This window comes from Roseofilum acuticapitatum BLCC-M154, assembly GCF_030068475.1.
GTDB lineage: Bacteria > Cyanobacteriota > Cyanobacteriia > Cyanobacteriales > Desertifilaceae > Roseofilum > Roseofilum acuticapitatum.
In genome coordinates this window covers 1-15137 of the sequence record NZ_JAQOSP010000022.1, presented here as the reverse complement: position 1 = coordinate 15137, position 15137 = coordinate 1, and the positions used below count along the sequence as shown (strand labels likewise).

Below are 15137 nucleotides of genomic sequence, written 5' to 3'. Positions count from 1 at the left end.
CCCCATCCCCCCATCCCCCCATTACGGTTTGCTCAGGAGTTTGGGGCCGCTCCATTGGATACCGATCGCCCCTAGGGGAGCTGTGATAATGATACTCAAAACGGCGATCGCCAAAATCATTTGTCCCGTAGCTTCCGTCATCGAAGTCATTTTACCGTCATAAAACAAACTCAGGGGTACTGCACCAATCGCCGCTTGTACCGTGGCTTTGGGCCAATAAGCAATCATGCAAAAGATCTTTTCTTTAGTATTTAAATGGCACTTGAGTAAGGACAGCCAAACCCCCAAACTGCGAGCGATTAAACCCACAAACAGAATCAACACCCCCATTCCCAACACTTCCATACTGATTTGATTCACATCTACTTGCGTGCCAATATAGACAAATAAGAGAATTTCTGCTAACACCCAAACCTTACCAAACTTGGCGGCTAGGCGATGGGCGAGAGTATCATATTTTTCTAGGATCACAAAGCCGATCGCCATAATTCCCAACAAACCGGCGATCGGAATGGCATTTTTCACCGCATCGAGTTCCGTAAATTCATAAAACAAAACCGCAATCATCGTAAAGATAATTACCTTTTTCGTATCTCGGATATGATAACGCTTAAAGAACCCAACTAAACCCAACCCAATCCCCACTCCTATCGCTACCCCAACAAAAATCCCCAGGGGAACACTCACCAATATATGGGTAAGATTCAAAGATTCACCGGTTGCCAAACCGACAAAAACCCCAAAAAGAGTAATCGCAAATACATCATCCGCCGATGCACCAGCTAACACTAAAGTTGGGACTTCCTTATGTTTTCCCCAACCCGCATCTTTCAATTCTAGCATCGAGGGGACAACCACTGCTGGAGACACAGCCGCTAAAATAAATCCCAGCATTCCCCCTTCAATCCAGGTTAAATTCAAGAGAACATGGGACAACAATAAAATAACTGTTCCCTCAATAATTCCGGGAATACAACTCAAACGAATGGCTGGCCCCCCAATCGTATTCAAAGTAGCTCGATTAATCCCTAAACCAGCGCGAATCAGAATCACAATTAACGCCACTGTCTTAAACTCTTTCAACAGCTCTAAAACAGGTTCATCGACCCAATTCAGGAAGCTGGGCCCAATCATTAATCCAGTAGTCACTAGCCCCAGTAACCCAGGCATTTTCATCTGGATAAATAGATAATATAAAATCAGCGCAACTAGGATAATTAAGGCTAATTGAAGTAACATCAGTTAAGTCCTTTTTAAACGATCGTGATTTCACTCAGTCTTCTTATTCTTTGTAATCCAATCCAGGATTTTTTTAAACTCAAAATCATCGACTAAGGCTTGCAAAAACCGAGAGACTCTCTCATGTTCAGGGCCTAATTTTTCAATAATTTCATCCATCTCATCAGGCATTCCCATCGTCACGGAATTTTCTAATTGCTCCAGCCATTGATTCGAGATATTTTCTAAATCGCTTTCATTTAGATAGTTTGGATCGTAGGCTAGTATTTCCGATTTTTCCTGATAAGTAAATTCCACACCCAGATAATTTTCTAAAATCTGGCTAATTTCAACCGTCCGAAACGGTTTAGAAATAATCCGATCGCAGCCAGTAGCAAGAATAGCTTCCTTTTGATGATCGAAGGCACTAGCAGTGAGGGCAATAATCACAGGGGTCAAATTTCCGACTGTTTTTCTAATCTCTTTTGTCGCTTCTTCTCCGGTCATATTCGGCATCCTCATATCCATAAAAATAAGGTGGGGTTGCCAGGTTTCCCACATTTTAAGCGCTTCTTCTCCATCTTGAGCTTCCCGTACTTCAAACCCCCATTCTTTCAGGAGGGAAACTAATAAGAATCGGTTAGTTTCATTATCATCAGCGATTAAAATACGGAAGATGGGTTGATCGGCTGCTAACCGGATCGCCTGGCTAGAGGATGAGATATCAGAGGCAGGAGTATTGAAAGCTTCTTGGATAGGCAGTTCAAATTGAAATTGAGTGCCCTTACTCAGCTTACTTTCTACGCTTAAAGTAGAGCCAAGCATCTCTACAAATTTTTGACTGAGGGTTAAACCTAAACCGGTTCCTTCTCGACTATGACGACCACTTTCTGTTTGTACAAAGGGTTGAAATACTTGTTCGAGTTCTTCGGGGGCAATGCCTACTCCTGTATCAGCAACGATGAATTGGATCTGTTTTTGAGAGAGTTTTTTTACGGTCAAACTGACCGATCCTACAGAGGTGAATTTAATAGCATTGTTGAGGAGATTAACTAGGATTTGTTGGAGTTTAATTTGATCGGTTTCAATGATAGTTGGGAGATCGGAGTCTAGATGGACTTCTAGCTGTAACTCTTTGGCTCTGGCTTTGAAGTCAAACATGGTCTGGATTTCTTCAATCAGGTGATGAAGATTAACAGAACTTAGGTCTAGAGATAAACGACCGGCTTCAATTTTAGAAAAATCGAGAATTTGATTAATTAAACTGAGTAAATAGGTTCCACTTTTATTGATGAGGTGCAGATAATGCCGGTCTTGTTTGCTCAAGTGAGGACTGTTTTGTAAGAGGGTAGGATAACCGAGAATGGCGTTGAGGGGGGTACGCAATTCATGGCTCATGTTGGCGATAAATTCGCTTTTGGCTTGGTTGGCTTTTTCGGCGGCTTGTTTGGCGTTTTTTAGCTCGGTGTTGGCTTGATAGAGTTGTCTGGTGCGATCGCTGACTTGTTTTTCTAGGATTAGGTTATAGTTTTTGACTAGGGCTTCCGCTTGTTTGCGATCGCTGATTTCTTGAAAGACATTAATGGCATAAATGACTTCTCCTTCTAGGTTGCGGATGGGAGCCGTGTGGACTTCTAGGGGAATTTGCACCCCATCAATTCTCAGTTCCAGGTCATCGGCGTAGGCATTTTCTCCCTGGATAGCCCGAACTAGGGGCAGTTCGTCTGAAGGGTAAAGGGTTGAAGTTCCTGCTCGATAAACCGAGTAGGCTTGATTCATGTCTCTCAGGGGAGTCTCTGGAGTCTGTCCCCGTAAAATTTCTTGGCCCTTGGGATTGATTAAAATCAGTTTGCCTTGAGGATCAAAGACCGCTACCCCCAAAGGTAAGCTGTTCATAATCAGAGTCAGTTCATGTTCTTTTTCCGCAATGGTTTGGAAGGATGTTTGCAGTTGTTGTTGCATCTGACTAAAGCTATCGGTCAAGCGATGTACTACACCAATCCCGGCGATGGTTACCGGGGTATCTAGGTTACCCGCAGCAATGTTTTGACTACTGTTTTGTAAACGAATTAGAGGATATACCATCCAACGAGCGGTAAGGAAACTGAAGCCGATGGATAGCACTAGAGCTAAGATACACAGGGCAATGGTTCGGTGAGTAGTGGCTTGAATCTGGCCCATAAATTCAGCTTCAGGAACGATCATTCCTACTTGCCAACCCCTAGGCAGTTGGGGAAGAAAGAGATGACCTTCAATATTTTTCTGTAACTCTGAGATTCTTAATTCTTGGAGATAAACTCTATACTTTTCTGGTCTTTCTCCGGTGGAGGGGGCGACGGTGAACTGACGATAGAGGACATCGCCGGAGTTCATGGGCTTTTTGGGTTCTAGCAGCCCTTCCACAGCCGCTACAATCGGATCGCTACTTTCGCTGGGGGTGATGCGTTTAAAGATGTGCTTGGGTTCTGCTGCTGTGGTATCTAGGGTGACTTGAAAGGGAGGATCGGGGGTGGAACTGGCAATTAGTTGTCCTTGGCGATCGAGCAGAATAACGCGACAGCCTTGACAAATGGGTAGAGATTGCAGGAATTGTTGCAGGCCTTTTAGGCTTAAGTTAACGGAAAATACGCCCCTGAGTTGTTGATTTTCGGTGTAGAAGGGGGCATAAGCATTGATGGCGAGGACGGGATCTTGGCCGATCTGAAAGGGTTCTGTCCAGCCGGGGGCGCGATCGCGCTCTGCTGCCTGATACCAGGGTCGTTCCTGGACGGGGAAAGGATATAATACTTCTAGGTTTTCCTGGCGATCGCCCTCTTCACTAATAAAATCAACCCTAAATTCATCCAGTTTCTCTGGATTAGAATACCCCAATTCAATCCTTCCCGGTTGAACCGTGCTACGGTGAATGATCCGAAATTGTCCTTGTGGCAAGCCTAACATTAAGGTAGTGACAGAAGGAAATTGTTGCAATTGCACCAAGAAATGGGACACCACTTCGTCTAAATTATTGAGATCGAGTTGATTGTTTTGGACGGCATCAATATTTATGCGGTTAATTTGGTATAGGCTAGAGAGTTCACTTAAAAGATAGAGCTGAACTTTAGAAGCTCTATCTTCCATTAATTGTTGACCCAGATGATCGATACTCTTATGGGCACTCCGATAAGATAAATAACCCACTAACCCCACTACGATCCCCAATTGCACAACAAACGGCACAATTAAAACTGCTCGTAAAGGCAGCCGTTGCAGCACTTGAGACCAGCGATTAGACTGGAAGACCATAGATTAACAGGAGAAACTATAGGTTGAACAGAGATAAGCCCCCAGGTTAACTTCTGCGCGATCGCTTTGGGGAATGTTCACTTGGGGTCATCTCTTCCATTCGGTTTGGTTATTTTAGCATTTCATGACTATACTATTTCAGTATTTTTTCTAAAGCTTCTTTCAGAGTGGAGTATTTAAACTCAAACCCAGCATCTAAGGTTTTTTTCGGTAAAACTCTTTGTCCCTCTAACACGACTTTTGCCCCATCTCCTAAGAGCGCATCTAAGACAAAACTGGGTACGGGTAACCAACTGGGTCGATTGAGAATAGTTCCCAGGGTTGTCGCCAAATCGTTCATCCGCACTGGGTTGGGTGCAGTAGCGTTAAATGTGCCTTGCATTTGCGGTTGACGCAGAGCAAACAGAATTAGGCTGACTAAATCATCAAGATCGATCCAAGAAAACCACTGTTGACCGCTACCAATCGGGCCACCGGCAAACATTTTAAAGGGGGGAATCATTTTGGCAACTGCGCCCCCATCTCCCACCACAATGCCAAATCTTAAGATGACTGACCTGACTCCATATTCGGTGACCGCTTCGGCGCTTTGTTCCCATTCCACACACAATTGAGCGAGAAAATCATCTCCTGCTGGAGAGGTTTCGTCAAACTCAGCCGTTTCACTGGTTCCGTAATAGCCAATAGCCGAAGTATTCACCAATACTTGAGGTTTGGGGTCAACTGCACCAATGGCTTCCACCAGTTTTTGAGTCCCCAAAATCCGACTCTGGCGCAAGATTTTCTTGCGATCGGCTGTCCAGCGTTCTTCGGCAATGGGTGCGCCTGCTAAATTCACTACACCATCACATCCGGCAATTTGACTTTGCCATTCTCCTCCCTCAGTCACGGAATAGCCGACAATTTCGACCCCAGAGGGCCAGATGCGTTTGGCTTTATCGGGATTGCGAGTTAAGACTAAAACTTGCTCGTTTTCCGCTATTAGCCGTTGGACAAGGGCTAGTCCTACAAATCCGGTTGCTCCTGTGACTGCTATTTTCATAAGGTTAAATGCACAATTAATAACATCAACACTGTTCTGGTGTAGTCATTGTAAGTCACGGAGGGTAATTAGTGTATGGACTCATTTTAAGGAAGAGATGAAACATAGCCCAGTTTAAAAACCGTAAAAAATCGGAGGACACCAGAGCATATACAGTTTAAAATAGAGATTATTTAATTGAAGTTGCTCAACTCAATTGAGTTGTTTCTAGGGGAGTGAGATATCAAAAATCTACCGATTTAGGGGAGCTAAACTATGAACTCTACACTTAATATTCATCCCATATCAATTTTATGTTTATTGATGGCGATCGCCGGACTCTGTTGGCTTGTACCCCTTAATCGGCCAGCAGTGGAGGCGAATCCTTCTTCTAATCCCCTTAGTTATTTGTCCTTTGGCCGGTGATGGAGAGATGGGGAGATGGGGAGATGGGGAGATGGAGAGATGGAGAGATGGGGAGATGGGGGGATGGGGAGATGGGGAGGATTGCCTTTTGCCTTTTGCCTTTTGCCTATTCCCTATTCCCCATTCCCTATTCCCTATTCCCTATTCCCCATTCCCCATTCCCTATTCCCTAAGTAGATGCGACCTGACTGGAGGTAATGGCGCTTACCCGTCCGGCATCCACTAGGGCTTGATAAATCATGGCTGCGGTTTCGGCACGGGTGGCTTCGTCATTGGGTCGCAAGCGGTTGACGTTGGGATAATTGATCACTAAGAGCTTTTGCAAGGCTTTGGCGATCGCCCCTTGTGCGTAGCTGGGAATCTGATCTCGGTCTTCAAAAATACTCAAAGCAGCCGAGGGGGCAACCCCTAAATCTAAGCCATTGACTAGGGAAACCAACACATCCGATCGCCTCACATTGGCACTGGGATTAAACGTATCGGCGGAAACTCCCGATAAAAAGCCCCCTCGATAGGCCTGTTGAATGACACTGGCTGCCCAAAAATCGGCGGGTACATCTTTAAAATTCACGGCATCCCGTTTGGGTTGGGGATTAAACACTTTGACCAATAGAGCGGCATATTGGGCGCGATTAATGGAACTATCGGGCCGGAATGTGCCATCTTGGAAGCCGCTAATTAACTCTTGTTCTAATAACCCGGTAATGAAGGGCTGGGCCCAGTGACCGACCAAATCGGTAAAGGAATCGGTGGTATTAGAGGATGTGCCCGTACCGGGGACAATATAGCGAGAATTAATCGGATTGGCTTCTCCGGTTGCGACTAAAGATTGATAGAGAATAGCCGCCATTTCTGCACGGGTGATATCTCGGCGAGGATTGAGGAGTCCGAGGTCGGGATAATTGACGATCATGCCTTTAACGGTTGCTGTGGCTACTTTGGTGGTGGCATAACTGGGAATAGTAGTGCGATCGCGGAATACAAACAAGGCGCTACTATCGCCACCGGTTAATTCTAAGCCACTAATTAAAGCGACAATTGCCTCCGTGCGCGTTAAATTGCGACTGGGGCGAAATGTACCATCGGGATAGCCGGATAAAAAGCCCATCTGAGAGCTTTTGGCGATCGCGGCTGCTCCCCAAAACCGACTAGAAATATCCAAAAACGCGATCGCAGCGCGTTTATAAGGCAAATTAAACGCCTTCGCCAACAGAGCCGCATACTCAGCACGGGTGAGATTATTATTGGGGCGGAATGTACCATCCGGGAATCCACTAATCACCCCCTTACTGACCAACGTTTCAATAAACTCTTGTGCCCAATGACCCGCCACATCCCGCAATTGGACTGGCGTTGGGGTGGGAGTCGGGGTTGGTGTTGGGGTGGGAGTCGGGGTTGGCGTTGGGGTTGGCGTTGGGGTGGGACTTGGCCCAGGAGTTGGAGTTGGCGTTGGCGTAGGAGTCGGGGTTGGCGTTGGCGTGGGAGTCGGGGGTGGAGTAATCACATCACTAGCAATAAACTCAATTAACCCCTTCACCCGATTCGGATTGAGTTGATTGCCCGCAGAAATTAAGGCCGTTGTCGTGGCATTTTGCAGATCGTATTCCCCATTCCCCTGAAAGATATTACCACCGGGATCTTGGGCGCTACCCAAATCGGGAACTGATTGGGAAATAACGGTTAAACCATCTTCTGTATTATTTTCAAGCACATTTTGCCGCAGCACTGGACGGGAGCGATTAGAAGCCACAATTCCCGCCCGATTATTACTGAGGCGATTACTAATAATGACCGGTGCAGCATCATCACTGACGGCAATTCCATAACCCGTTTGGTCGCAGACATTACTGCGAATTTCCCCTTTAGAATTTTTGGCCATGGAAATGCCATTGGCATCATTTAATTGGAATATATTCCCCTGAATTACAGGATTGGCGCTTCCTGTAGCAAAGACTCCTTCGCGCTTGGAGCGAGTAAACGTATTATTAGCAATAATGGGAGCAGCCGATTCAATCCAAACGCCCGTTCCACGGGTGAGAGGATTGGTTACGGTTACTCCTCTTAGTTGGGAATTGGTGTTGAGTCTGAGGGTAATATTTTGTCCGGCAAAGGTGGGGCTAAGATAACTGCCTCCTCCATCAAGGGTAATGCCTTGGCCTTTGTTGGCTTCATTGCCTAAAAGAGTGACACCAGAGGGAACGGTTAGGGGAAAAACTTCCCCACTGGTCGTATTATAAGTGCCTGCTGAGAGTTGAATGGTGGTTCCAGAGGGGACATTTTGCAGAGCGCGACTAATGGTTTTGAACGGAGCGCTAGACGCACCAGAGTTGCTATCATTACCCGTTGCCGGATTGACATAGAGGATGCTCATAGGTGTCAGGTTAAAGAGTACAGTTAATGGAGTACAGACTATCGATTCAGGGATAGTCTAGGGTGAATATGGCCATTCTACAGGGGCGATCGCGCTTTGGGGTTGGCGAGCGCTAATCTGGTAACGAGTGGATGAATGTGAAGGATCTCAACTCAAATTTAATATGGTGACTACCGTTATTTGTTTCAATTTACTAATTTCTGTGTTTTGTCTGTGGTTGGCTTGGCGTATTGGCCGATTAAGGAAGCGATTAGCCCGCATTGCAGATGTGTTGATTATGGCAGAAAAGCGTAGCGATCGCATTCTCTTCCATGCTCCGGAGCGAATTATCCGAGGACAACGGGGGACTCGATGGGCAAGACAACGCTATGCTCTGTTGGCTCAACAATGGGCCCAAGTGGAAAAAGTCTTATCGATTTTAAGTTTAGTTTTGGGAATTTGGCGCAGACGCTCTAGACATCAGCGCCAGGTTAGTTAAGATATGGGGTAAGAAAGGAGCGTACTAGGGTTTTGATCCTAGGTTATGCCAAGGAATAGCTGGGTTGTTTGTGGTGTAGTCTGACGAGGATACTGGCAAGGATATGTCTAATAATCAATCGGGACGGTTTATTGGGGGTTTGTTGTTGGGGACAGCAATGGGAGTGGTGACGGGTATTTTGATGGCTCCCCGTAGCGGACAACAGACTCGGAAGATTTTGAAAAAGTCGGTTGCTGCACTGCCGGATTTAGCGGAAGATATTTCGACAAGCGTTCAATTTCAGGCCGATCGCCTGGGAGCATCGACGAAAGATGGCTGGGAGGATACCCTGACTCGACTGCGGGAGGCGATCGCTGCGGGAGTGGAGGCAGGGTTACGCGAGCAAGATATGGGGAAAGCTTCGGCTCGTCCTTTGGCAAAGGAAGCGGAGGAGATCGATCCGGATGTTGATCCATCTTTGGCTCAGGGGTTTAATGGATCGGAAACGACAACTGAAGGGAAGACTCTCTGAATTAATCTTCGGCAATCCCATTGCACAGGTAAACTGAAGATAATGTTCTTACGCCCTCCTTTGACCCAACGTCTCTTTTATTCGTGATTGACCCCCTGTTTTGGTTAGGATTATCTATTCTCTTGGTCGCGGTTAGTTTAACTGCCGTGTTAGTTGTTGCAGTGCCTGCCGTTAAGGAATTGGCGAGAGCGGCTCGCTCGGCGGAAAAGTTGTTTGATACCTTAAGTCGGGAATTGCCCCCTACTTTGGAATCTATCCGTTTGACGGGTATGGAAATTAGTGACCTGACGGATGATGTGTCTGAGGGTGTTCAACGGGCTTCAAAAGTAGCTAAACAACTTGATCGGGGCATTGAAACGGCTCGCGAACAAGCGAAAGGGGTGAAAGTAACGACAAAGAGTGTGTTTACGGGTCTGAAAGTGGCTTGGAAACAATTTAAACAACCCTCGAAAAAGGGAGAGGCGATCGCCAATTCCGAACGTCCTTCCCTTCCCCCAAATGATACTCAACGCCATGGAAGCACTAGACGCAAACTGCCTCGGCGATCGGATTCTCCCCTCATTCCCACCGACCAGGATCGTTAAGGTTTTCCTATCCTAGATTTACATCAACCGGTCTCACAAGCCGTTGGCCCCAAATACTGAATTAAATAGGGCGAAAATACCTCATAAATTAACGTAAATGGCCGTCCATGATGCCAAAATAGATAATGACGACCCCAAAATGGCCCCGGTTGCTCAAAGGCTTCTTCTAAGGCTGGGGAATGGCCATAATATAAGCCTTGAATATCCCGATATAATTCGGTTCGCAATCGAGCTAAACTGGCCCAAATGGGTAAAGAACGATTTTGTAAATAGTCATCTACATGGCTGGCTTCCCACCAAGAGGTGGCATAGGCTAACCGTTGTCCTGATGCAGTTCTCAGCCAAACTTGTCGCCTTAATCTGGGGCCGGGAATGGCTGAAATTTGGGTAGGAGCATCATCGGGATTCATGCCGATGGGGGACATATCAATGACATCGACTTCCGTCGGTTCGCGGGTTAGTAATTGCAAATGACGAGTCGGCGAACCGTCCCCTAGTAAGAGAATTTGCCAAGCTGGAGAGAGTTGTTCGTGGGGCAGTCCGGTTTGGATGGCGGTTTCATCGCCTTGCCATAGGGGATGCAAGGGAGACCAAGCCGGGGTTACTGGGGTTAGGGTTTGAGATTGGGCAGTTATAGTCAAGGCTCTTCACATAACTTAACGTTTCCTCAGTTTTATGATAGCGCTATCGGTTGGTAAAGGGGTTAAGGATTAAGAATTTCATGCCAAGTGAGGTTGATTTGCTGACGATTTCTGACGAGCTGTTCTGGAGTTCTGTCGCGCATCATCCCTTGCACTATGGCTACACTATCTTTAATCAGAAACTGCCATTGAGTGACGTTCACCGCTAGGGGATTTCCCCCATAGGTGAACACTTTTAAGCCATTGCCACTGACGGCGATCGCCCGCGAGAGCAGTAACATTTTATTCAGCTTCAGTTTGGCTTGAATCTTCTCGATTTGTCCATAAGCCCTAGAAGGGTTTAATCCAGAGGGTTCTAGCTGGAGCGTGGACAAATAATCATAGCTGCGAATGACTAGCTCGATGGTTGCCACGGGTATAGAAAGGGTGAGTAGATGGCGCAAATCATAGCCATTAACATACATCCAGTTGGCTGTTTGGGCGATCGTCATATTTTTAGGGCCAATCGAGCCAAATTGCAAGAGCTGAGTAAACCCCCATCCGGGAATCGGAATTCCCATCGATGTACACATATCAGAAACAATATGACCCAACCAAATTAAGGGAGCAAAAATTTTATTTTCCTCGGCCATAGTCCAGGTTTTAATAATTCTTAAGTTGCCTTCGGTATCAAACGCCGTCAGGGAACCATTTAAGATATCAAATGTGCCAAAAATCAACCCGAATAAAGGATCATGACCTAAACTCAGTAAGCGATGAGTTGTTGGGCGTAAACCAGGAATATCTGAAGAAAAACTTTTATCATAGGGAACCTTACACACCTTTTCGCACCATTGCAAAAACGGGTGTAACTTGCCCTCATCCATTCCCAAGGTTCTCAACCATCCGGTAAATTGACTGCCCTTTTGCTGATATTTGCCTAAATAATTGATCTCTTTGGGAATGGCTACCACGAAGAAATCTAGGAGCGCTGCCACTAAACCGGTTATTCCCACCACGGCATAATCGAGTTGAGAAAGGGGCGGCAATAAATCCGGTTTTTTCAGCACCTCTTTTTTTACCCGCTCTTCCAGGGGAACCAGAGGATTATTGAGAAAAAATTGATCGTCCCAAGTGGCTTTTTTAATGGGGGCAGGTTTAGCAGAGTTTTGGGCTAAGATTTCATCGACGGAAACCCCTAAAAGTTGGGCAATTTCTTGGATTTCCTGCTCAACTTTATCCAATCGTTGAGAGTCTTGCTGTTGACTCTGGCGAAGAGTCTTGAAGTCTTGATGGATGTCTGACATTTTCTGATGGGATTCAGAAAATTGATCTTTGAAGTTAAATAAGTCTGACATAATCTTACCCGGATAAATTAGCTCCAAAAAAGACTAGATTGACTAGAAAGCTTGGCTTAAACGCTTCAGGATACCTAGAACTTCATACAGTTCATTTTGGGGATTAATCAAAGAGAATAGTTTAGAGGTTCTGTATTGGACTGTGGGAGTATGAGAAGCTTTGAGAAAGAGAAATTCATTGCCATTGGTAATCATACCAAATGTGGGGTGTGGAGCTTCTGGGTTGCCTAACATATAGCTTAAGGTTTGGGGAATGGCACGAGTTACGGCAAAATCACTGCGTTTGGATTCAATGACAACCAGCCACAATCGGTTTTTAACGACGAGAATATCTATTCTGCCTCGAATGATGATTTCTTCGTCTTTTAGCTCAATTTCGATGCTGGTTTCTGTTTCTATCCGAAAGGGACGACGGTAAAAGCCAGCACAATCGAGTAAGGGAGCTAGGATCACCATTTTAACTGTGTTTTCCAGTAATGGGGGATCGTCCATTAAGTCTTGAAAATTGGCTTTGACGCGATCGAGTGTCTGCTGCTCTATGTCGGTTAAGGAAGGAAGTTTTTCCGACCATTCGGTAAAGAAGTTACTATTTTTAGCAACTTGTAATCCCAAGGTTTCTTTGAGGGTTCCCAGGGTAATTTCTTGTGCAGAAAGGGTTTGAGTCATAGTGAGCAATGGGGGAATGGGGGCAGATCACAATAATTCTTGATTGCGCTGTAAGGCTCGTTTCAAGTAATCTAGGGTGTTTTCCCCTCTCCCTAAATCCCTCTCCCACGGGAGAGGGACTTTTTCTCCCCTTCTCCCACGGGAGAAGGGGGTAGGGGGATGAGGGTAGATCACAACAATTCTTGATTGCGCTGTAATGCTCGTTTCAAGTAATCTAAAGCTTCTTCTAACTTTTTAATTTTCTCCTCGTTCTCTTGCTTGTTGTACATTAATTCATCCCGTTCATCTTCTAATGCGCGAATGCCTTGCCGTTGTTCTTTGATGATTTCTTGGGCTAACCGGATATCTTTTTGCACAAAAATTAGCTCTTTCATCACTACTTCTAGCTTGGCGGCTTGGTTAATGGCAGTGGTGGGAGATTGGGCTAATAATGACCCCATTCCTACCCCTGTACCTGCGCCTAAAATGGCTCCACCCCCAGCGATAACGGCAGCACCGCCTGCCATTCCTAAGCCTCCTGCGGCGATCGCCCCTCCACCCAAAAACGCCAATACCGAGGTCACTGCCGCCGCTCCTGACAAACCAGGGGCAATCATGGGGGCGAGAATACCCGCAATAATGGGCGTTCCCAATGCAGCAACCGCAGCTAAAACCACCGCGCCTATTGTACCGGTAACCCAGGGATTAAATCCCCCGATGATCCCTTCAACCGCGTCTTTGTAGTGAGCCTGAAAACGTTCAATACATCCAGGATCGAGGTTAAAGAGTTGGGCAAATGTTCTCAGTTTTTCTTCCGTGACTTTACGATTAACCTTGATACACTTAAGCTGTAAGTCCCTATCTTTGCTGTTATCAAAAATTGGATAGTAGGGAGTAAAGAGTGTGGATTCTAAGAGAATTAAATAGAGGGATAATTGATTCTCTGTGGCTTGGCTCTCTTCCTGAATCCTGAGTTTCAATTCTTCAAAATCAGTTATTAATTGCACCTCGCCAATCGAATCTTGCCATTGTTCCAACCAAGAGCTTTTTAACCGTTTTTTGCTGGTATTTCCCTCGACATTAATATCCGTGAGTACCAGATTGTACTGCAAGCTATACATCAGTTGGGTTTGGGATGGGGTTAATCCAAATTCCTGCATGACTGTACCTTAAATGGGGTGAATCACAATTGAGAGGGGGTTGCCCTCTCCCTAAATCCCTCTCCCACGGGAGAGGGACTTTTTCTCCCCTTCTCCCATTGGGAGAAGGGGGTAGGGGGATGAGGGCGTTTTCCCCTCTCCCTAAATCCCTCTCCCACGGGAGAGGGACTTTTGCTAGGGGGATGAGGGCACATCACAACAATTCTTGATTGCGCTGTAAGGCTCGTTTCAAGTAATCTAAAGCTTCTTCTAACTTTTTAATTTTCTCCTCGTTTTCCTGCTTGTTGTACATCAATTCATCCCGTTCATCCTCTAGGGCGCGAATACCTTGCCGTTGCTCTTTGATGATTTCTTGGGCTAACCGGATATCTTTTTGCACAAAAATTAGCTCTTTCATCACCACTTCTAACTTGGCGGCTTGGTTAATGGCAGTGGTGGGAGATTGGGCTAATAATGACCCCATTCCTACCCCTGTACCTGCGCCCAAAATGGCTCCACCCCCAGCGATAACGGCAGCACCGCCTGCCATTCCTAAGCCTCCTGCGGCGATCGCCCCTCCACCTAAAAACGCCAATACCGAGGTCACTGCCGCCGCTCCTGACAAACCGGGGGCGACGATCGGGGCAAGAATACCCGCAATAATTGGCGTTCCTAATGCAGCAACCGCCGCTAAAACCACCGCTCCCACTGCTCCCGTGATCCAGGGATTAAACCCTCCCTTAATTCCGCTCACCGCGTCTTTGTAGTGAGATTGAAACCGTTTAATACATTCGGAATCGAGCTTGAGCAGTCGAGCAAAAGATTTGAGTTTTTCTTCAATTAGGTTTTGATCCGCAAACTTTAACCCCTTAAACTGATTATCTCTGGCATCTCCAAAGATAGGATAATAGGGGGTAAATAGAGTGGTTTCTAATAAAATTAAATAGAAGGAAAATTTATGCTCAACCTCTTGAGCTTGTTCTCTAGCCTTGACTTTCAACTCGTCAAAATTAGTGATTAATCCCAAGGTAACATCCATAGATGGACTCACCTGTTTATGATTTTGCAAGATCAGATTCATCGAATCTCGCCATTTTTCCAACCAAGTAATTTTTAACCGCTTTTTATCTTTGTTCTCCTCTAGTTTAATATCCGTGAGTACCAAATTGTACTCTAGGCTATACATCAGTTGGGTTTGGGGTAGGGTTAATCCAAATTCTTCCATGATTGTAACTCGGACTGTAGTGTATTCCTCAGTTACCACTCTATCATGGTGCTTTAACGAACAAGCCTTAAATGTTACAAAAGATCACAATACTGGGTCTTTGCGATCGCCTAGATACAGCAGTTTTCGCTGTTATGTGGGACATCTTGATCCCCCTAAATCCCCCTTAAAAAGGGGGACTTTCCTATTCCCCCCTTTTTAAGGGGGGCAAGGGGGGATCTTTTCCTACTGTCCACCGATACAGCGCTTTGCGCTG

13 protein-coding genes are annotated in these 15137 nt (G+C 46.0%); 4 read left to right on the top strand and 9 right to left on the bottom strand.

Annotation, left to right across the window (positions count from 1 at the left end; all coding sequences use genetic code 11):
- Positions 1 to 21: 21 nt before the first annotated feature.
- The 3 genes from PMG71_RS03450 to thyD form a co-directional block, all read right to left on the bottom strand.
- The gene (locus tag PMG71_RS03450) at positions 22 to 1239 is read right to left on the bottom strand and encodes a cation:proton antiporter domain-containing protein (RefSeq protein ID WP_283752248.1); all 1218 of its coding nucleotides are present in this window, start codon (positions 1237 to 1239) and stop codon (positions 22 to 24) included.
- 30 nt (positions 1240 to 1269) lie between these two features.
- Positions 1270 to 4503, bottom strand: coding sequence for an ATP-binding protein (locus PMG71_RS03445; protein WP_283752247.1), 3234 nt, complete (start codon positions 4501 to 4503; stop codon positions 1270 to 1272).
- Positions 4504 to 4636: 133 nt separating this feature from the next.
- Positions 4637 to 5545: a thylakoid membrane protein ThyD gene (gene thyD / locus PMG71_RS03440; RefSeq protein ID WP_283752246.1), complete on the bottom strand. Its 909-nt coding sequence runs from the start codon at positions 5543 to 5545 to the stop codon at positions 4637 to 4639.
- Positions 5546 to 5800: 255 nt separating this feature from the next.
- Between thyD and PMG71_RS03435 the strand changes: the two genes are divergently transcribed.
- Positions 5801 to 5950, top strand: coding sequence for a hypothetical protein (locus tag PMG71_RS03435; RefSeq protein ID WP_283752245.1), 150 nt, complete (start codon positions 5801 to 5803; stop codon positions 5948 to 5950).
- Positions 5951 to 6119: 169 nt separating this feature from the next.
- On the opposite strand, the gene PMG71_RS03430 is transcribed toward PMG71_RS03435, so the two are convergent.
- Complete coding sequence (locus PMG71_RS03430) at positions 6120 to 8321, bottom strand: S-layer homology domain-containing protein (RefSeq protein ID WP_283752244.1); 2202 nt, start codon at positions 8319 to 8321, stop codon at positions 6120 to 6122.
- Positions 8322 to 8484: 163 nt separating this feature from the next.
- On the opposite strand from PMG71_RS03430, the gene PMG71_RS03425 reads away from it, so the two are divergent.
- The 3 genes from PMG71_RS03425 to PMG71_RS03415 all read left to right on the top strand — a co-directional run bounded on the left by PMG71_RS03425 (position 8485) and on the right by PMG71_RS03415 (position 9894).
- Positions 8485 to 8799 (top strand): hypothetical protein, encoded by a 315-nt coding sequence (locus PMG71_RS03425; protein WP_283752243.1) that lies wholly within the window; start codon positions 8485 to 8487, stop codon positions 8797 to 8799.
- 103 nt (positions 8800 to 8902) lie between these two features.
- Complete coding sequence (locus tag PMG71_RS03420) at positions 8903 to 9310, top strand: YtxH domain-containing protein (RefSeq protein WP_283752242.1); 408 nt, start codon at positions 8903 to 8905, stop codon at positions 9308 to 9310.
- 83 nt (positions 9311 to 9393) lie between these two features.
- Complete coding sequence (locus PMG71_RS03415) at positions 9394 to 9894, top strand: hypothetical protein (RefSeq protein ID WP_283752241.1); 501 nt, start codon at positions 9394 to 9396, stop codon at positions 9892 to 9894.
- Between the two features lie 23 nt (positions 9895 to 9917).
- Here PMG71_RS03415 and PMG71_RS03410 read toward each other — a convergent pair whose 3' ends face one another.
- The 5 genes from PMG71_RS03410 to PMG71_RS03390 form a co-directional block, all read right to left on the bottom strand.
- A complete protein-coding gene (locus PMG71_RS03410) occupies positions 9918 to 10529 on the bottom strand; it encodes a chorismate lyase (RefSeq protein ID WP_347179192.1) in 612 nt (203 codons plus the stop codon).
- A gap of 68 nt (positions 10530 to 10597) precedes the next feature.
- Positions 10598 to 11872, bottom strand: coding sequence for a hypothetical protein (locus PMG71_RS03405; RefSeq protein ID WP_283752239.1), 1275 nt, complete (start codon positions 11870 to 11872; stop codon positions 10598 to 10600).
- A gap of 42 nt (positions 11873 to 11914) precedes the next feature.
- Positions 11915 to 12538 carry a type I restriction enzyme HsdR N-terminal domain-containing protein gene (locus PMG71_RS03400; RefSeq protein WP_283752238.1) on the bottom strand — a complete coding sequence of 208 codons (624 nt, stop codon included), beginning with the start codon at positions 12536 to 12538 and terminating at the stop codon, positions 11915 to 11917.
- Positions 12539 to 12708: 170 nt separating this feature from the next.
- The gene (locus tag PMG71_RS03395; protein ID WP_283752237.1) at positions 12709 to 13677 is read right to left on the bottom strand and encodes a hypothetical protein; all 969 of its coding nucleotides are present in this window, start codon (positions 13675 to 13677) and stop codon (positions 12709 to 12711) included.
- A gap of 193 nt (positions 13678 to 13870) precedes the next feature.
- Positions 13871 to 14881 carry a coiled-coil domain-containing protein gene (locus tag PMG71_RS03390; RefSeq protein ID WP_283752236.1) on the bottom strand — a complete coding sequence of 337 codons (1011 nt, stop codon included), beginning with the start codon at positions 14879 to 14881 and terminating at the stop codon, positions 13871 to 13873.
- Positions 14882 to 15137 lie beyond the last annotated feature (256 nt).